Source organism: Weissella kandleri (assembly GCF_045504165.1).
Classification (GTDB): domain Bacteria; phylum Bacillota; class Bacilli; order Lactobacillales; family Lactobacillaceae; genus Weissella; species Weissella kandleri_A.
In genome coordinates this window covers 1-20,407 of the sequence record NZ_JBJJNY010000005.1, presented here as the reverse complement: position 1 = coordinate 20,407, position 20,407 = coordinate 1, and the positions used below count along the sequence as shown (strand labels likewise).

13 protein-coding genes and 1 CRISPR repeat array are annotated in these 20,407 nt (G+C 34.8%); of the genes, 12 read left to right on the top strand and 1 reads right to left on the bottom strand.

Features of this window, described 5'->3' with window-relative positions; translation table 11 throughout:
* The first annotated feature begins 11 nt into the window (after nucleotides 1-11).
* From ACJQWY_RS03590 to ACJQWY_RS03570, 5 genes are all read left to right on the top strand, one after another.
* Nucleotides 12-971 (top strand): 3'-5' exoribonuclease YhaM family protein, encoded by a 960-nt coding sequence (locus ACJQWY_RS03590; RefSeq protein WP_407076388.1) that lies wholly within the window; start codon nucleotides 12-14, stop codon nucleotides 969-971.
* A gap of 110 nt (nucleotides 972-1,081) precedes the next feature.
* Complete coding sequence (locus ACJQWY_RS03585; RefSeq protein ID WP_407076387.1) at nucleotides 1,082-1,630, top strand: NADPH-dependent FMN reductase; 549 nt, start codon at nucleotides 1,082-1,084, stop codon at nucleotides 1,628-1,630.
* Between the two features lie 127 nt (nucleotides 1,631-1,757).
* Nucleotides 1,758-2,114: a 50S ribosomal protein L19 gene (gene rplS / locus ACJQWY_RS03580; RefSeq protein WP_057753298.1), complete on the top strand. Its 357-nt coding sequence runs from the start codon at nucleotides 1,758-1,760 to the stop codon at nucleotides 2,112-2,114.
* Between the two features lie 154 nt (nucleotides 2,115-2,268).
* Entirely contained in the window at nucleotides 2,269-4,104 is a 1,836-nt protein-coding gene (gene lepA / locus ACJQWY_RS03575; protein ID WP_407076386.1) for a translation elongation factor 4, read from the top strand.
* 173 nt (nucleotides 4,105-4,277) lie between these two features.
* Nucleotides 4,278-4,520, top strand: coding sequence for a type B 50S ribosomal protein L31 (locus ACJQWY_RS03570; protein WP_407076385.1), 243 nt, complete (start codon nucleotides 4,278-4,280; stop codon nucleotides 4,518-4,520).
* Nucleotides 4,521-4,691: 171 nt separating this feature from the next.
* Here the strand turns inward: ACJQWY_RS03570 and ACJQWY_RS03565 are convergent, their stop codons facing one another.
* Nucleotides 4,692-5,201, bottom strand: coding sequence for a site-specific integrase (locus ACJQWY_RS03565; RefSeq protein ID WP_407076384.1), 510 nt, complete (start codon nucleotides 5,199-5,201; stop codon nucleotides 4,692-4,694).
* A 522-nt stretch (nucleotides 5,202-5,723) separates the two neighbouring features.
* On the opposite strand from ACJQWY_RS03565, the gene mscL reads away from it, so the two are divergent.
* The 7 genes from mscL to csn2 all read left to right on the top strand — a co-directional run bounded on the left by mscL (nucleotide 5,724) and on the right by csn2 (nucleotide 14,546).
* Nucleotides 5,724-6,110 (top strand): large-conductance mechanosensitive channel protein MscL, encoded by a 387-nt coding sequence (gene mscL, locus ACJQWY_RS03560; RefSeq protein WP_407076470.1) that lies wholly within the window; start codon nucleotides 5,724-5,726, stop codon nucleotides 6,108-6,110.
* A gap of 442 nt (nucleotides 6,111-6,552) precedes the next feature.
* A complete protein-coding gene (locus ACJQWY_RS03555) occupies nucleotides 6,553-6,726 on the top strand; it encodes a hypothetical protein (protein WP_407076383.1) in 174 nt (57 codons plus the stop codon).
* Nucleotides 6,727-7,588: 862 nt separating this feature from the next.
* Nucleotides 7,589-8,131: a nucleoside 2-deoxyribosyltransferase gene (locus ACJQWY_RS03550; RefSeq protein ID WP_407076382.1), complete on the top strand. Its 543-nt coding sequence runs from the start codon at nucleotides 7,589-7,591 to the stop codon at nucleotides 8,129-8,131.
* A gap of 235 nt (nucleotides 8,132-8,366) precedes the next feature.
* Nucleotides 8,367-12,473, top strand: coding sequence for a type II CRISPR RNA-guided endonuclease Cas9 (cas9, locus tag ACJQWY_RS03545; RefSeq protein WP_407076381.1), 4,107 nt, complete (start codon nucleotides 8,367-8,369; stop codon nucleotides 12,471-12,473).
* Between the two features lie 215 nt (nucleotides 12,474-12,688).
* A complete protein-coding gene (gene cas1, locus ACJQWY_RS03540; protein ID WP_407076380.1) occupies nucleotides 12,689-13,555 on the top strand; it encodes a type II CRISPR-associated endonuclease Cas1 in 867 nt (288 codons plus the stop codon).
* Between the two features lie 11 nt (nucleotides 13,556-13,566).
* Nucleotides 13,567-13,872 carry a CRISPR-associated endonuclease Cas2 gene (cas2, locus tag ACJQWY_RS03535; protein WP_407076469.1) on the top strand — a complete coding sequence of 102 codons (306 nt, stop codon included), beginning with the start codon at nucleotides 13,567-13,569 and terminating at the stop codon, nucleotides 13,870-13,872.
* Nucleotides 13,869-14,546 carry a type II-A CRISPR-associated protein Csn2 gene (gene csn2 / locus ACJQWY_RS03530; protein WP_407076379.1) on the top strand — a complete coding sequence of 226 codons (678 nt, stop codon included), beginning with the start codon at nucleotides 13,869-13,871 and terminating at the stop codon, nucleotides 14,544-14,546. Before cas2 ends, csn2 begins: the two co-directional genes overlap by 4 nt.
* A gap of 27 nt (nucleotides 14,547-14,573) precedes the next feature.
* A CRISPR array of direct repeats spans nucleotides 14,574-19,670; the repeat unit is 36 nt; unit sequence GCTTCAGATCTCTGTCAAATTAATGAGTTGTTTAGC.
* Nucleotides 19,671-20,407 lie beyond the last annotated feature (737 nt).

Below are 20,407 nucleotides of genomic sequence, written 5' to 3'. Positions count from 1 at the left end.
TGAGGAGCAAGATGATGCAAGTACGAAAATTGAGTGATTATAAAAATGATGAAAATGTTCAAACGTACGCTGTTTTAAAACAAGTTGAATTACGTAAAACTAATGCGGGAAAGTTATATTTGGCGGTGATTTTAGAAGACAGTTCGATGGAATTAGCCGGTATGAAGTGGGAGATTAATGAACAAGATGCCCGCGCTTTTCAGGCGGGGATGGTGGTTGCAGTAAGCGGAGTGCGGCAGACATATCGGGATAAGCCTCAGTTAAAAATTTTTGAAATTCGGCCAACCCGGATTGATGAACCGCAAAATCCAAATGATTTTATGCCGCATGGTCCGATGAAAGCCGATGAAATGGAAACTGAGGTTAATCGGTTAATTTTAAAAATTTTAAATCCTAAATGGCAACGCATTGTCCGGTATTTATTAGCAAAATATCATGATGAGTTTTATCGTTATCCAGCGGCTAAAACTAATCACCATGCCTTTGCTGGCGGATTAGGTTACCATACGGTTTCAATAGCACGGTTGGCCGATCAAGTGGCGAATCTATATCCGGCAATTGATCGAAGTCTTTTGTTGGCAGGAGCGTTATTACATGATTTAGGTAAAGTAATTGAGCTATCTGGACCAGTCGCGACAAAATATACCCGAGCTGGAAATTTGATTGGGCATATTGTTTTGATGGATGAACAAATTGTTTTGGCAGCTCAAGAGTTAAAACTTGATTTGTTCGATGAAGATTTAATTTTATTACGCCATGTTGTTTTAGCGCATCATGGGCAATTAGAATATGGGTCACCGGTTCAACCACTAGTCCGTGAAGCAAATGTTTTACATCAGTTGGACGAGCTAGATGCTAATATGCAAAGTTTTGATCAAGTGCTTAGCCAAACTGAACCGGGTGATTTTGCGGCACGGAATTGGGCATTAGATAACCGAGCCGTTTATCGCCCTGAGCATGATCAAAATTAATTCATGAAAATCCAGCTTTACAAAGCTAAAAATCCAGTGTAATATTTGAATTATAAACTTATTAAAAGTAAGTTGTTTTACAGACTAAGGGTAATAGGAGATTTTTTAATATGACAAAGTATGGAATATTAGTTGGTTCATTACGTAAGGGTTCGTATAGTGCCGGAGTGGCTGAAGCATTAGTTAAGGGGCTACCCGCAGATGCTGAAGTGACACAATTACGCATTGATAATTTGCCTTTATACAATCAAGATTATGATGATGCCGATACACCAGTTGTTTATACTGAGTTCCGGCAGTTAGTGGCTCAACAAGATGCATTTATTATCGTTACGCCAGAGCATAACCGGAGTATTCCGGCTGCTTTAAAGAACGCCTTAGATATCGCATCACGTCCATATGGTGAGAATGTTTGGGATGGCAAGCCTGTTTTACCAGCTTCACAATCAATTGGTGGAATCGGTGGAATTATGGCTAATCATACTTTGCGACAAAGCTTAGAATTTTTGAATATGACAATGATGACTCAACCTGAACTATATATCGGGGGAACGCCAGCATTGAGTGATGAGAATGGACACATCACGAATAAAGCTACCTTGAATTTCTTAGCTACCACAGCTGGACAATTTGATCAATTCGTTAAAGCCCACAAATAAGATTACTTGAGATAAAATCACTTGTATTATAGGTGGTTTTTTGTTATATTAGTTATTGGCTGTGAATGCCATATCAACGATATTCCGCTGGTCGGATGATGTAAGAATGTCGATTAGGAGATTTGTTATGCGTCAAAATGCATTGTTAGAAAAGTTAACTGAATCACAATTGCGGTCAGATATTCCTGATTTCCGTGCCGGTGATACAATTAAGGTTTATGCTCGAATCGTCGAAGGTTCACGTGAGCGTATCCAATTGTTCGAAGGTGTGGTTATCAAGCGGAAAGGTAGCGGAATTCAAGCTACTTATACTGTTCGTAAGATGTCAAGCGGGGTTGGTGTGGAACGGACTTATCCTGTTCACTCACCACGTGTTGATAAAATCGAAGTAGTTCGTCATGGTCGCGTTCGTCGTGCTAAGTTGTACTACTTGCGTGCTTTGCACGGTAAGGCTGCTCGTATTAAGGAAGCCCGTCGCGGTTAATTTTAATATTAGTAGACCAAAAGCTCGTATCCATTTGTGATGCGGGCTTTTTGTTTATCCGCATTTGGGAAGTTTCGCTGATAATCTGCGGTGCATGAAGTTCAATTATCTTGTATAATAGAAGAGACAATTAAACGAAAGTGAGCGCATTTAAATGGATTTAAAAGAATTAGAAGAGCGCCAAAAACATATTCGAAATTTTAGCATTGTGGCCCATATTGATCATGGAAAATCAACCATTTCCGATCGTATCTTAGAAGCAACCCACACGGTGGCTTCACGAGATATGCAAGCTCAACTGTTAGATACGATGGATTTGGAACGAGAACGTGGAATTACGATTAAGATGAATGCCGTTGAAGTGCATTATGTGGCCAATGATGGTGAAACTTATATTTTTCACTTAGTTGATACACCGGGGCATGTGGACTTTTCATACGAAGTGTCACGCTCATTAGCTGCTGCGGATGGGGCCATCTTAGTCGTTGATGCTGCCCAAGGGGTAGAGGCTCAAACTTTAGCGAATGTTTATTTGGCCTTAGATAATGATTTGGAAATTTTGCCTTTAATTAATAAAATTGATTTGCCTGCAGCTGAGCCAGAAAAGGTTCGTGCGGAGATTGAAGATGTAATTGGGTTAGATGCTTCAGATGCCGTTTTAGCTTCGGCCAAAAAAGGGATTGGGATTCCAGAGCTATTGGAACAAATTGTGACGAAACTACCAGCTCCAGAGGGTGATTTGGAAGGGCCGTTGAAGGCTTTAATTTTTGATTCGGCCTATGATGCTTACAAGGGAGTCATTTTAACGATTCGGGTTAAAGACGGAATACTTAAGCCGGGTGATAAAATCAAGTTTATGAATTCTGGTGCTGAATATGAGGTGACAGAAGTTGGTGTTAATTCTCCGCATCCGATTAAACGCGAATATTTGATGGCAGGGGACATTGGGTATGTTGCCGCTTCAATTAAAAATATTCGCGATGCGCGTCCGGGTGATACAATTACGACGATTCAAAACGGGGCAGATGAACCGCTAGCCGGTTATCAGCCGATGACGCCGATGGTCTATTCGGGATTGTATCCGTCTGATAATGCCAAATATAATTATCTGCGCGAAGCCTTGGAAAAGTTACAGTTGAATGATGCTTCTTTGGAATTTGAGCCTGAGACTTCGCAAGCTTTGGGATTTGGTTTCCGGACAGGTTTCTTAGGGATGTTGCACATGGATGTGATTCAAGAACGCCTAGAACGCGAATTTGATTTAGATTTGATTACCACGGCACCTTCTGTGACGTACCATGCCTTTTTGAAGGACGGGACGATGGTAGATGTGGCTAATCCATCCGAATTGCCAGAAGTAGGTGAGATTGAGCATATTGAAGAACCCTTTGTGTATGCGCAAATCATGGTGCCAAATGATTATGTTGGGGCGGTGATGGAGTTGGCGCAGCGTAAACGTGGGGAATTCGATACGATGGATTATCTTGATGCTAATCGGGTGAATGTGAAATATTATCTACCGTTGTCAGAAATTATTTTTGAATTTTTTGATACCTTGAAGTCAACTACGCGGGGTTATGCTTCATTGGATTATGAAATATCAGGTTATCGGCCCTCAGATTTGGTTAAAATCGATATTCTATTAAATGGAGATAAGGTTGATGCCTTGAGCTTTATTGTGCATCGAGACTTTGCACAAGAGCGGGGACGTTTAATTACGGCTAAGTTGAAAGACTTAATTCCACGGCGTAATTTTGAAATTCCTGTGCAAGCAGCAATTGGTTCCAAGATTATTGCGCGGTCAACGATTAAAGCTTATCGGAAAGACGTTACCTCAAAGATTCATACTGGTGATCCAGATCGGCGTGCTAAGCTGTTGGACAAGCAAAAGCGTGGAAAAGCACGCATGAAGTCAGTCGGGACAGTTGATGTACCGCAGGAAGCCTTTATGGCCGTTTTGAAAACGGGTGATGACGAAGGTAAAAAATAATTTGATGTATAGTAAGCCCTTGCGTTATTTTGAAAAATAGTGCCTTTTAGGTATTTTTTGCAAATAATTCGTGATGGGGTACTGTATTCTAAAATTGGATATGTTATACTAGTTTAGTTAATAAAACTGACTCTGGTCGACCAAGTTTTGATCAGGGCTATAAGGAGACTATTATGCAAGCAGGAATTCACCCAGAATACCGTGATGTTGTATTCGTTGATACCACTACTGGCGCAAAGTTCTTGGCAGGCTCAACTGTTAAGACTGACGCTACTGTTGAATTTGAAGGCGAGACTTACCCAATGGTTCGTATCGAAACTTCATCAGACTCACACCCATTCTACACTGGGAAGGCTAAGTTTACACAAGCCGACGGAGCCGTTGATAAGTTCAACAAAAAATATGGTCTTAAGTAATCATATTTTTACTTTAAATCCTGATATGCCAGCAAATCCGTTGGTATGTCAGGATTTTTTGTTTGCTGAAAAGGTTTTGATTGTCTGTGATTTGTAGTTAATTTTGGGCACCTTTTTTAAATAATTTGGGCACCTTTTAAAAAAATTATTTTATTTGGGCACCCAGTATTTTTATCGCAATATATCTAATGTTTTATCTGCTTCTAGACCTCTTTTTGTATCTAACAGATGAGTATATACAGTTTGTGTTATTGATACATTTGAATGTCCTAGTCGCTCAGATACATATTGAATATCGACACCGTGGTTGATTAAAACAGAAGCGTGCGTATGTCTGAGGCCGTGGGGAGAAATAATTTTAGATGAACCGATTGATTCTAATAACGCTTGTAGTTTTTTATTAATTATTTTTGTGTCTGTTGTTTCTCCAAAAATATGTTCATCTAGCGGTGAACACTCTTCGATATATCTATTTAATTGTGTAAAAAATTTATCGGGCATTTCAATTTCACGGATAGATGATTTAGTTTTAGTATTTGAATATACAAAAGGACGATGTGCTGATTTGCTTTTTGTAAAGATTGGTTGGATAAATTCTGAAAGGTGGGGGGAGATAGTTAATGAATTTTTAATTGGCGCATTATTATTTAGTGCAATAATAGTGTGTGCATCATACGCCAATGTTATTTCAATGTATCTGTACGTATGTACTACTTGTAATTTGCCTTGTTTTTGGAGTCTTGTTAGTTGGGTTCAAAGTAAATTAACTGGTATATTTATGACCGTACTTAATCTATCTTTATTTATCCTAGTAATTTGCAGGGCTGATTAAAAAAACGGTATAGAGAAAGTAATTTGTTTAAGATCATGAATGCAGAAAAATTTTTATGAGGACACACATATTTTGGAAATTTATTGTAACGTTCTTAATGAAGTGTATATGTCGATACGACATAATAAAACTAAACAATATGAGTAGTGCTAAATCTACATTGTTAAATAAGGTATTACATCGTAGTAAGAAGATTTGGTAAAGTATATAAGATTATCTGGTATTGGACATGGACATATTTTTCTAAAATAAATTGTTTATATATATTCTTCTTTTTTAAAATATTAGTGGATGCTACAAAGACAGTATATATAATGTTATAATTGATAGATGTTTTAGATAGATTAATTGGTGAGGTATATATTATGAAAATTGTTTCTGAATTCAAAGAGTTTATTATGCGTGGAAACGTCTTGGACTTAGCAGTAGGGGTTATTATTGGGGGTGCCTTTACTAGCTTGGTTAAGTCATTAACTGTTAATTTGATTAATCCAATTATTGGCTTATTTACAGGACAGGTTTCAAGTTTGGATAATTTAAAATTTGTGGTATCGGATCAATTAACGTTTAACTATGGCGCCTTTTTAGGAGATGTGATTAATTTCTTGATTGTAGCCTTTGTTTTGTTCATCATTATTAAGATGATAAATAAATTGTCAATTAAAAAGGATAAGGAAGAAGAGTCAGAAATGACTGAAATTTCAGTGCTAACTGATATCCGTGATATGTTGGCAAAACAAGAAGCAAATCAAAAGTGATTTTGATTTACCTTAAATAATTAAATATTAAAAGCAATAATCAGTACTAATTTATGCAAAATAAAGATACTGGTTATTTTTTTGAGCAAAAAAATTTGGCATAACTTTTTGAAAAATGTAATTTAGATGATATTTTAAAATATTTCATCGAATCCGGTTGGAATTATTCATAATGAAGATGATAAACAAGGCTTGCAAAAGGTCTTTGAGAGTATGAAAGAAAGGATTGACGCTAACAAAATGGGGTCTTAAAGTGAGGCAGGATTCTACACGTATCCAAATTAAAAATTTAATTATCCTAATTTTTGTAAGCCTTAGGTGACTACGTAAGTTTTTGGCGATATAAAAAAAGCATAGTTAGGAGTAAATCTTAAGTGCGCTTTTTGCTAATTTTATTTTTAAAGTGTATTGTAAATAAAAAAGTAGAACCAGGAGAAAGACAATGGAAAATGGTTTAGCGTTGGTTCTTGCGCTAATAGTAGCACTCATATGGCGGATTTTTTTAGCAGAGGATAGTAATTTATTAGTCTTAACAGGGTTATTCATTATTTTATTTATAATATTTAAGGTGTTAATTTATATATATAGCAGGGTTGTTAGCAAAAAAGAGCGTTAAGCGAATCTGATAGAATTATAAAGGTTAAAAGAGTATATGGATGTTACTAATAAATAAATGATGGAAAATATATCATGGCATGTTCAAAGATGAAGATGTTGCGTGAATTGAAAATTTACATTTAAGTACTTAAGGAGACTTACTATGGTAAAACGGTCAAATTCATCGTGTGCACGTGACGATTGCCGATGGAAGTGGCAAAGATATCCGAAAAAATTGAAAAGAAGGTCTAATCCGAAGTTGACAATCATATGAAGAATCAAGATGATTCTGGATTCTTGGCATACCTATAGGTGACCAATGATAAGCCATAAGATTAAATATTTTAGAATATATAAAAGACGAATTAACTATCCCATAATTCTTGGTAGTTAATTCGTCTTTTTTAATAACTAGTTCCAACCCATAAATTTTAATAACGTAAAAATAAGCATTAAGATTAAAAATAAAATGGCAAAATATTTATTTGAATTTTTATGATCAATTTTGTATAAGTAAATTTCATATAAAAAGAATACGCCACTCATAACCAAGTATAACCAATCAGCATCATAAAACAGGTTTAAGATCATGGTTAATAATAAGAATCCAAGCATTGTGTAAGTAATGATATTTTTCAAAATATAATTCCTCCCGAATAAAACTAATAATAACATATTAGTATGTATTAAATTGATATTTTATTAGGAGCAATAGCAATTAGTTTGATAATTAGAAACAACGAGAGGATTAGTTGAACATTATATAATTGTATTTTATAACAAATTTTAAAGTGTCGTTTAGTTTTAACAAAAGTTGATAAATTATTAAAATAATCGTATTCTTAAAAGTACGGTAATTAGATTAAAAGAGGAGATTAAGCATGCTATCTGAAAATGAAGTGATGGAAAAGTTATTTGAACTAGAAAAAACGGTTGTTCAGCCAGAAAAATTACCTGGAGCTCGTTCAATTTATTTTGCACATTCATGGTGGACTGAGACACAAATTGAAGCTACATTGGCAACGTATGAAGCTCTTTTGAAGAACCCGATGGTGGCCCACATTCATGTCCCATTGATGTATCAATATAAAGGTTTGGTAGTCGCCGAAGATAGCGATTTTGAACCAGATTTTGAGTGGGCGACGATGACATATCGTGCCGATATTCGAGCTATTGATAATTCTGATTTAATTGTAGCAACATATCCTGCTGATGCTCCGGATATGGGAGAGGCATTAGAAATTGGGTACGCTATTGGGACTAATAAGCCCGTTGTGATGGGTTACTATGGTGATATTAATGCAAACCCGGTTAACTTAATGATTAGTTTTGGAACGGATAGTTATGTCTATACTCCAGCCGAATTTGAAACTTTTGATTTTTTGGATATTGAATCAAAGGCGTTCGAAGCTAAAATTATTTAGTAGACAATTTAATTAATAATAAGTCAATTAACGGTGGTAGTAGCGTTTAATTGACTTTTTTATTGGACTAATTTGATATACGTGTATATGAACGATATTCTTATATTTTAAATTATATTAAATTATTCATAGATACAAAACAAATGGAGTCTGTTTAGATTTGGCAATGATTTTAAAGTTTGATAAAATTAAATGTAAGCGTTCTATTTTTAGTAGGTTAAGTAAGGAGAAGTAAATGGAAAAAGGTGAAGGATACGCAATTGGGTTAGATATTGGGACTGGTTCAGTGGGGTGGTCAGCGATATCCATGGATAATTATCAATTGATTCGACAAAAGGGTAAAAATTTAATTGGGGTGCGGTTATTTAATAGTGCTGAAACGGCTGAAGAACGACGTGGATTTCGGACTACCCGACGTCGCCTGTCAAGGCGGCGGTGGCGAATGAATTTGCTAAATGATATTTTCAGGCCAGAGTTAAATGAAATTGATGAAAATTTTTTGGCACGTTTAAAGTATTCATGGGTTAGTCCACTTGATCAGCAAAATCCGCAATTAAATGAACAAGGAACGAATGCTAGTTTATATGGTGATATAGAAGCGGATAAGGTCTTTCATCAAGCTTATCCTACGATTTATCATTTGCGTAAAACATTGATGGAAGATGATCAACAGCATGATTTACGAGAAGTTTATCTAGCCATTCATCATATTGTAAAATATCGAGGCCATTTTTTAACACCAGATTTTGATGCGACTAGTCAGAGTATTGCTATTGAGGGCGTATTTAAGCAATTGAGTGAGGCTAGTGGTAGTGGCTTTGAGTTCCCAGCTAATCAAACAGCAGCAACAATGGCGGCTTTTCAGTCGATTTTGTTAGACTTCACTAAAACACCTACTGAGAGTGGACAATTAGCAGGGCAACTCTTTAGTGAGCAAAATAAGAATAAGCAGGCTAAGAAGCAAGTTGAAAATTTGTTTAAGTTATTAAGAGGTGGAAAGGTTTCGCTGGCAGATATATTTGCGTTGACCGATTGGGATAAGGCCTCGAAAAATCAATTGAACTTTGTTTTTGATGATGCAGTTGATGAAAATCTAAATCTTATTTCCAATCTGATTAACGAAGAACAATATGAATTTTTATTAAATATCCATAAATTACACGGGACTATTATTTTAAAGCAAATTTTAGGTGATGATGCGACAGTGAGTGTTTCTAAAGTGCGAAGCTATGAGGAACATGCTTATCAACTTAAGAAGCTAAAAGCACAAGTACGGACGAAAGATAATAAAAATGAATTTGAACAAGCTTATCAACAAATTCGACAAGGGGACGCACCACGTACTACTGGTCTTAATAAATTGAAGACGTTAATTAACCAAGAGCAAGAAGCTTTACGATTAGATAAAGATGAGGCCGATAAACTTTTAAAATTAATTGAGCTCGATCAATTATTACCAGTGCAACGCTCCAAGCAAAATGGCGAAATTCCGCATCAATTACATGCATTTGAATTAAGCAAAATAATTGAAAAGCAAGGCCAATATTATCCTTTCTTGCGAGAAACTTTTGAACGTGATGATCAAGAATACAATAAGATAGAACAATTGGTTGATTTTAGGATTCCTTATTATGTAGGGCCTTTGGTTGATCCGAAGTTGGCTGATGCTCAAGCGGGTGATCAAACGAATCATTGGATGACGCAAAAGAAAGCAGGGAAAATTACACCGTGGAATTATACGGAACTGATTGATATTGATAAGTCGGCGTCTGATTTTATTAAACGTATGACGGGGACTGATACGTACCTTTTAGGTGAGCCAGCATTACATAAAGCCAGTTTAATTTATCAAAACTACAATGTTTTGCAGGAACTAAATAATTTACGTTATGACGGTAAGCCCTTGCCGGTTAAAGCTAAGCAGGCGATTTATTCAAATTTGAAAGTATCGTTAAAGAATGCGACAAAGAATAAAATCACTAATTTTCTTATTGCTGAGGGTTATTTGCAGAACGGAGACGAATTAACTGGTTTCTCAGGGAAAGAATTGAAGAATAAATTAAGCTCGTTCCATTATTTTAAAAATACTTTAGGCCTTGAACGGATGCATATTTTAGGAGTAGATAATTTAGAAACCATTACTGAATTACAGACTGTGTTTGAAGATCGACAAATGTTAAAACGACAAATGCAAAAATTAGAATTTTTAGATGATGATGAGTGTGAAAAGTTAGCGGGGAAGCATTTTACTGGTTGGGGGAACTTATCAAAGAAATTGTTGGACACTCCAGCAATTATAGACTCAGAGATTAATGAAAATAAACTTAGTTTACTTGATGCTTTATATAAAGGACAACGAAATCTTAGTTTTTATGTTAATAATATGGACGATAAGTATCAATTCCGTGATTGGGTTGAAAGCGAAAATCAGAGTCAACAGATTGAAATTAATTTAGACGAAAAAATTAAAAATTTAGCAGGATCGCCGGCTATTAAACGTGGAATTACGCAAAGTATGGCAGTCATTCAAGACATTATCCGAGCTAACGGTGGAATTTCACCAAAAAGAATTTATTTGGAGTTTGCGCGTGAATCGCAGAATTCGTATCAACCTAATTCACGGATGCAACAGATTAAGAAAATTTATGACCAAAATAAGAAAGAATTAATCGAGGCATATCCGGATAATTTTAAAAATGTACAAGGTACATTGAAGAATATTGATTCTTTATCAGAAAAAGAATTTTTATATTTCATGCAATTAGGTAAGGATATGTATACCGGAGAATCTTTGGACTTTGACAAGTTATATACTTATGATGTTGATCATATCATTCCACAAGCTATGACTAAAGATAATTCATGGGATAACAAGGTGTTGGTGAAAGCAATTAAAAATCGTGAAAAGTCTAATCAAGTCTTAGATAACGCTATCCAAGCTAAGATGCATAACTTTTGGCTGCAATTAAAGAAAGCGAATTTATTAAGCCAACGTAAATATGATACATTAATGAAGACAAACTTCAGTAAAGGAGACGAAAAGAAATTCATCGCGCGTTCGTTAGTGGAAACACGTCAGATTATTAAGAATGTTGCTGAATTAATTAAGAGTGAGTTTGGGAATGTTGAGGCAATCCCGATTCGACAAGAGTTAACAAGCGATATGCGTCATTTGATGGATTATAAAAAGAATCGATTAGTGAATGATTACCATCATGCTCATGATGCTCTGCTTATTGCGACAGTAGGAGAATTTATGCAGAAACGTGGATTTATGCAGGGGATGAATCCAGCTCAAAATGTTTATCATGGTTATACGCAATATGTTAAAAAGTGGTTGAGCATGGCTAAAAAGGCAAAGTCCGCTGAACAACCTGAGCGAATTTTCCCATTACAATTCGTAGTTGGATCAATGCGGATGGCTGTACGTGATGATCAAGTTGATAAGGTCACTAATCCAGATACCGGAGAGATTTGTTGGACAGATGATAATGAGGCGTACTTGAGAAAAGTCTTGGGTTATAAAAACATTTTGGTGACACGTATGATTAAAAATACTGGCAAATTATATCGTAAAATTACGGTGAAACCCAAAGGCAGTGGTGAAGCACCAGTTAATCAGCAAAAATCAGATATTAACATTTATGGTGGGGTTACTAGTGAGCAGGCAGCAGAATTGGTTTTGATTCGGATGAAATCAAAAAAGAAGCCTGAAAATATGGTGATTAAAATTCCAACAGCTATTGTTAATCAGGTTAAAAATAAGGTCACTACGTACGATGCGTACATTCAAAGTCTAAGTATTAAAAATTATGCTGGAATTATTTTGGAGCAAATTCCTTTAGGACAACTGGTTTTTGATGAAGGAACAAGTTTTTATCTGGCTTCTGCAGAGTATAAGCATAATGCTCGTCAACTATGGGTGAATCAACACGTTAATAACGTTTTAACTGAAAAGAATATTAGTGGCGAAGAAAGAGATAATATTTTTAATTTATTGACCAATGAAAAGAATTTAGAGCGATTTAAACTACTAGAACCTGATTTGAAACGGGTTAAGGGTGATAAGCAACAGTGGGATAGTTGCGACGATCAAGAACAAATGCAAATATTGAAGATTATTATCAGTAAAATGCAGGATGATGTTGATCCGAAAATACCGAAAAAAATGGATCCATTTAAGAATTACTTAGATAAGCAAGGTGTGGGATGGCATGGTTTAAGAACTCAAAGTGGAATCAAGCTTAGTGATAATGCAGAATTTATTTACCAGTCACCAACTGGATTATACCAACGGAAAGTATCAATCAACGAGTTATTAAAACAAAAACAATTAGAGTAGTTGTTTTAATAAAAAATAAGCAATCGGGCACCGTCCCGATTGCTTATATACATAATATGTATTGGTCATATAAGACCCAATAGAATTAAACTCAGTGATATAGTATCACGTTGTGTTACTTCAACTCTCTCTGTCAAATTAATGAGTTGTTTGTCAAATTAGACAAATGTTGAGGTGATGACTCAACGAATATATTATAGCACAGGAGAAGTTATATGTCATTTAGAACTATATATATTACTAAACATAGTAAGGTTAGTTATAAAATGAATCTGATTTTAGTGAAGACTAATGAAGATATTATTAAGATACCAGTTGATGATATCAACGTACTTATTTTTGAAACTCCACAAATTGTTATTACGGGAGTAGCAATTATGGAAATGGTTAAAAGGAATATTCGTATTATCTTTAGTAATAATAAAGGTCTGCCAGTAGGTGAGGTTAATTCATACTATGGTAATGCTAAAAGAAATTTGAACATAAAAAAGCAAATCAATTGGAGAGAAAAAACAAAAGGTAGATTATGGCAGTTTGTTGTAAAAGAGAAGTTATTACAACAAAAGTTAAATTTGCAGAAGTGTAATTTAGATATAACAGGATTTGATGATCTTATTAATGACACACAGTTGGGTGACCAGACTAATCGGGAAGCTATCGGAGCTAGAATATATTTTCGAAGGTTATATGGAAATAATTTTGTTCGGCAAGATATGAATAATGACCTAAATATTAAACTTAATTATGGTTATCAGATTTTATTGTCAGCTGTTGTCAGAGAAATTAATCATTTTGGCTATCTAACTGAGTTAGGGATACATCATGATAATACAACTAATGAATATAATTTAGCTAGTGATTTGATGGAACCTTTACGTCCATTAATTGATAAAGTCGTCTACGATGATTTAGAAATCGAATTTAATACCGCGTCTAAAATTAAAATGGTTAATGTTTTAAATCAAGAGATTAAATTTAACCATAAATCAATGTTAGTGGCGACTGCTATTCATGATATGGTTCGATTGGAGTTACAGGCATTATCGGGGAATGATGAGATAGAATTAGGATTTGAACTATGAGGTATAGGATGATGAGATTGATTGTTTTTTTCGATTTACCTGTAATAACAGATAAAAATAGAAGAGATTATCGTCAATTTAGAAAAAGTTTGTTGAACGAAGGTTTTTTGATGATACAAGAAAGTGTTTATGTCAGAGTAGCAGTAAATAAACAATCCGCAGAATTTTTAGAAAAAAGAGTGGGGGAGTTTGCTCCTTCGCAAGGTTTAATTCAAACTTTAATTGTTACGGAAAAGCAATACACTAGTATGCATTTTTTAAGTGGCGAAGCTAAAAAAGATGTTAGAAATACGAATGATAGGCTAGTGGTAATATGAAAAAATTAACAATATATCCCTTGTCACCTATTGAATTATCTTCAGGAATCACTATCTTAAAAATTGCTTCTACAAAGTTAATGCTGCAGGTTAATCAGTCTTTACAATGCGCTAATGAAGGAGTTGTTTTAAGCCAAGATGGTGAGATTATTACAGCTAAAAGTGTTAATTATATTGGTGATATTTTGCAGCCAATAGATTTTAATAAAATTTTTGGAAAAATTCTTATAAAGAACCTTTTAAAGCAAATAGATGACTTTGAATTAAACGAATTACACGAATTAAATAGCACGCTTCAATCAAAAGTTAATTTGATGTTATTTGAGTCGGATTTACCAGGGACGGTATTAGATAATTGGGACTTGAGTAGGTTATTAAAGTACTTGGATTTCCAAATAGAAGAGCCAATTTATGACGATTTATATGGTATAATAGAAGGCATAGTTAGTGTTGCGTCCAAGTTGGGCGACACTAGATTAATTGCATTTTGTAATGCCGCTTTATATTTGAGTGATGATCAAATTAAAGCATTAGATTGTGAGATGAAAATTAACAATATTGAAGCACTATTCTTTGAATCTGCTACTTTACGAGAAAGTGTAGGTGAGAGGACACTAAATGTTGTTGAAATTGATGATGATTTTGTAAAATTCGAAGACGACTCGATTGATTAACAGAATATAGAAGCGAACATGTGTACAGCTTCAGATCTCTGTCAAATTAATGAGTTGTTTAGCTTACTTTTACAGTTCCGCCACCAATCCAAGGCTTCAGATCTCTGTCAAATTAATGAGTTGTTTAGCTTACTTTTACAGTTCCGCCACCATTCCAAGGCTTCAGATCTCTGTCAAATTAATGAGTTGTTTAGCATTAGTTTTAATCGCTTACGTGCCGTTTATGCTTCAGATCTCTGTCAAATTAATGAGTTGTTTAGCTAAAAATTGAAGAATTATACCCAGATATTTGCTTCAGATCTCTGTCAAATTAATGAGTTGTTTAGCTACTTTGATGCATACGATATGGAACCTAGGGCTTCAGATCTCTGTCAAATTAATGAGTTGTTTAGCGAATACACTGGCATGACGTCATTACAACCAGCTTCAGATCTCTGTCAAATTAATGAGTTGTTTAGCGACTTGGTGATTAAGCAGACGGGTATTGCTTCTTCAGATATCTGTCAAATTAATGAGTTGTTTAGCAGCATCATACAAATCCCAGTTATAACCTAAGCTTCAGATCACTGTCAAATTAATGAGTTGTTTAGCTTAAATTGACAGTATTACTCAGTTCTTCCAGCTTCAGATCTCTGTCAAATTAAAGAGTTGTTTAGCGAATACACTGGCATGACGTCATTACACCCAGCTTCAGATCTCTGTCAAATTAATGAGTTGTTTAGCTTAAATTGACAGGATTAATAAGTTCTTCCAGCTTCAGATCTCTGTCAAATTAATGAGTTGTTTAGCCAGATTTTTGAATTTGACTATCTCTAGCAGAGCTTCAGATCTCTGTCAAATTAATGAGTTGTTTAGCATTTGATAGGTAATAGTACAAAAAGNAGTTGTTTAGCTTAAATTGACAGGATTAATAAGTTCTTCCAGCTTCAGATCTCTGTCAAATTAATGAGTTGTTTAGCCAGATTTTTGAATTTGACTATCTCTAGCAGAGCTTCAGATCTCTGTCAAATTAATGAGTTGTTTAGCATTTGATAGGTAATAGTACAAAAAGTTCATGCTTCAGATCTCTGTCAAATTAATGAGTTGTTTAGCAGGATTGAAGATGACAAAGGCAAAGGTAGCGCTTCAGATCTCTGTCAAATTAATGAGTTGTTTAGCTTACTGAAGCGCGTTCATCACCAACAACGTGCTTCAGATCTCTGTCAAATTATTGAGTTGTTTAGCAGGATTGAAGATGACAAAGGCAAAGGTAGCGCTTTAGATCTCTGTCAAATTAATGAGTTGTTTAGCAGGCTTGAAGATGACAAAGGCAAAGGTCGCGCTTCAGATCTCTGTCAAATTAATGAGTTGTTTAGCTTACTGAAGCGCGTTCAACACCAACAACGTGCTTCAGATCTCTGTCAAATTAATGAGTTGTTTAGCGTGCGCTCCAGACAGTTTATCGAATGGACGGCTTCAGATCTCTGTCAAATTAATGAGTTGTTTAGCAGGATTGAAGATGACACAGGCAAAGGTAGCGCTTCAGATCTCTGTCTAATTAATGAGTTGTTTAGCGTGCGCTCCAGACAGTTTATCGAATGGACGGCTACAGATCTCTGTCAAATTAATGAGTTGTTTAGCAGGCTTGAAGATGACAAAGGCAAAGGTCGCGCTTCAGATCTCTGTCAAATTAATGAGTTGTTTAGCCAGGATAATTCCGCCACACGAGAACTACCTGCTTCAGATCTCTGTCAAATTAATGAGTTGTTTAGCGTTTATTTTATGGTTACTAACAAATCCCAAGCTTCAGATCTCTGTCAAATTAATGAGTTGGTTAGCCAGGATAATTCCGCCACACGAGAACTACCTGCTGCAGATCTCTGTCAAATTAATGAGTTGTTTAGCCAGGTTAATTCCGCCACACGAGATCTACCTGCTTCAGATCTCTGTCAAATTAATGAGTTGTTTAGCGTTAATTTTATGGTTACTAACAAATCCCAAGCTTCAGATCTCTGTCAAATTAATGAGTTGTTTAGCTCTTTTCATCGTATTTAATTCCATTTAATTGCTTCAGATCTCTGTCAAATTAATGAGTTGTTTAGCTTGTTTCAAAGGGTTCACGAGTAGCGGTGGGCTTCAGATCTCTGTCAAATTAATGAGTTGTTTAGCTGTTAATCAAAAATAATATTGTTAATTTTCGCTTCAGATCTCTGTCAAATTAATGAGTTGTTTAGCAAGTCAATTTAAATGAAGCTCTATCCGATTGCTTCAGATCTCTGTCAAATTAATGAGTTGTTTAGCATCAATATACTAGATGATACAAAGATTATAGCTTCAGATCTCTGTCAAATTAATGAGTTGTTTAGCATCTATATACTAGATGATACAAAGATTATAGCTTCAGTTCTCTGTCAAATTAATGAGTTGTTTAGCATCTATATACTAGATGATACAAAGATTATAGCTTCAGTTCTCTGTCAAATTAATGAGTTGTTTAGCATCAATATACTATATGATACAAAGATAATAGCTTCAGATCTCTGTCAAATTAATGAGTTGTTTAGCATCCTTACGAGCTTGAACAACGTCTTCACGGCTTCAGATCTCTGTCAAATTAATGAGTTGTTTAGCCACGTGTTAAAATTTCTAAATTAAAAAATTGCTTCAGATCTCTGTCAAATTAATGAGTTGTTTAGCATGACGGCGATATGTTCGGAGCTGTTAGCTAGCTTCAGATCTCTGTCAAATTAATGAGTTGTATAGCATCAATATACTAGATGATAAAAAGATTATAGCTTCAGATCTCTGTCATATTAATGAGTTGTTTAGCCACGTGTTAAAATTTCTAAATTAATAAATTGCTTCAGATCTCTGTCAAATTAATGAGTTGTTTAGCGTAAACGATACATTAAACCATTAGAAAAGTGCTTCAGATCTCTGTCAAATTAATGAGTTGTTTAGCATGACGGCGATATGTTCGGAGCTGTTAGCTAGCTTCAGATCTCTGTCAAATTAATGAGTTGTTTAGCATGACGGCGATATGTTCGGAGCGGTTAGCTAGCTTCAGATCTCTGTCAAATTAATGAGATGTTTAGCGTAAACGATACATTAAACCATTAGAAAAGTGCTGCAGATCTCTGTCAAATTAATGAGTTGTTGAGCATGACGGCGATATGTTCGGAGCGGTTAGCTAGCTTCAGATCTCTGTCAAATTAATGAGTTGTTTAGCATTGTAATCCATCATAACGCAACAACTAGTGCTTCAGATCTCTGTCAAATTAATGAGTTGTTTAGCTGATGTATTCATCTAACCCAATGATATTTTGCTTCAGATCTCTGTCAAATTAATGAGTTGTTTAGCTGATGTATTCATCTAACCCAATGATATTTTGCTTCAGATCTCTGTCGAATTAATGAGTTGTTTAGCACGGCCACACAAAACGCATGAACGATATTTGGCTTCAGTTCTCTGTCAAATTAATGAGTTGTTTAGCAATGTAATCCATCATAACGCAACAACTAGTGCTTCAGATCTCTGTCAAAATAATGAGTTGTTTATCTGAAATGGCTTCGATGTTAGTTAGTGGCTCGCTTCAGATCTCTGTCAAATTAATGAGTTGTTTAGCACGGCCACACAAAACGCATGAACGATATTTTGCTTCAGATCTCTGTCAAATTAATGAGTTGTTTAGCTGAAATGGCTTCGATGTTTGTTAGTGGCTCGCTTCAGATCTCTGTCAAATTAATGAGTTGTTTAGCCAGCGGGAGATACAGCCGGAGCTGTCGGAGGCTTCAGATCTCTGTCAAATTAATGAGTTGTTTAGCACGGCTAACTTTGCATTAGTCGTTTTTATTGCTTCAGATCTCTGTCTAATTAATGAGTTGTTTAGCCTTCTGAATTAGCGGTATCTTTTTCCTTATGCGTCAGATCTCTGTCAAATTAATGAGTTGTTTAGCTGAAATGGCTTCGATGTTTGGTAGTGGCTCGCTTCAGATCTCTGTCAAATTAATGAGTTGTTTAGCACGGCTAACTTTGCATTAGTCGTTTTTATTGCTTCAGATCTCTGTCAAATTAATGAGTTGTTTAGCCTTCTGAATTAGCGGTATCTTTTTCCTTATGCCTCAGATCTCTGTCAAATTAATGAGTTGTTTAGCCAGAGGGAGATACATCCGGAGCTGTCGGAGGCTTCAGATCTCTGTCATATTAATGAGTTGTTTAGCACGGCTAACTTTGCATTAGTCGTATTTATTGCTTCAGATCTCTGTCAAATTAATGAGTTGTTTAGCCTTCTGAATTAGCGGTATCTTTTTCCTTATGCTTCAGATCTCTGTCAAATTAATGAGTTGTTTAGCAAAGAGAAAATATATGTAAGCAGGCGTATTGCTTCAGATCTCTGTCAAATTAATGAGTTGTTTAGCAAATAATAAATAATTTCTTAATGATTTTGAGCTTCAGATCTCTGTCAAATTAATGAGTTGTTTAGCAAATAATAAATAATTTCTTAATGATTTTGAGCTTCAGATCTCTGTCAAATTAATGAGTTGTTTAGCATCTTATACAAAAATAATGATCCATATATTGCTTCAGATCTCTGTCAAATTAATGAGTTGTTTAGCATCTTATACAAAAAGAATGATCCATATAGTGCTTCAGATCTCTGTCAAATTAATGAGTTGTTTAGCGCTTAATCTAATTTAATATACCAGTCATATGCTTCAGACCTCCGTCAAATTAATGAGTTGTTTAGCATCTTATACAAAAAGTATGATCCTTATAGTGCTTCAGATCTCTGTCAAATTAATGAGTTGTTTAGCGCTTAATCTCTTTTAATATACCAGTCATATGCTTCAGACCTCTGTCAAATTAATGAGTTGTTTAGCTAATTATATAGAATTTCATCAGGAATGGTAGCTTCAGATCTCTGTCAAATTAATGAGTTGTTTAGCACATCAACTTTTATTTCTTTATGCTGTTGAGCTTCAGATCTCTGTCAAATTAATGAGTTGTTTAGCTTGCTGGTCCCTGATATTTACGATCGAGTTGTTTCAGATCTCTGTCAAATTAATGAGTTGTTTAGCAGGAGGTGGTGATATGACATGACAGAGAAAGCTTCAGATCTCTGTCAAATTAATGAGTTATTTAGTGAATAAAGTCAGTATTTTCACACCTTTATACCGTAATTAAATGTTAGAGAGGCCAACTTATCTCAGGTTGATAAATTATAGAAGCTAATACTTGTGAAAAGTGATGTTGATATAGGTGTCAATTTTCTGAAAAGATGAGTGTTTTTTTGTATGGTTAGTATAATTTATCTGTGTAAGAGAATATTAATATGTTTAAATTAGTATCTATATCTAAAAACATTAATTATGTTAAATAAATTGGTGTACAGTATTTCAAAGTATTTATGTTGAAGAGTATATTTTTTCTTGTTGGTTCCGATCCAGAATTTTAAGACGCATATGTAATTATTGTAGTTTGGAAATCATCTAAGATGATATTGATTAAAACGATTATTAATCAGGTAATAAAATTTAAACCATTCGCATTATGGATTTGAAAGATATTTTAATTAAAAATTTTAAATTAATTTTGTTTATTGTTAAATAACTTTCGATTATTTTATTGGATTAGTGCTATTCGTTAATTTCGATATATCGTCATTTATTTATACGCTTGTAATTCATAAAAATAGCGATAACCATTTTTCTGCAATAGTAGATTTTTAATTACTTATAATAAAACATAAAATTAACGCTTATTGAACTGAACCCCATGAGTTGGAGCAAATCCAACTCATGGGGTTTTATTATGTTCTCAAAAAAGATTCAATTAGAAGCCGTTGAAATGTACCTAAAAGGCGTTTCGACCGGTGAAATAC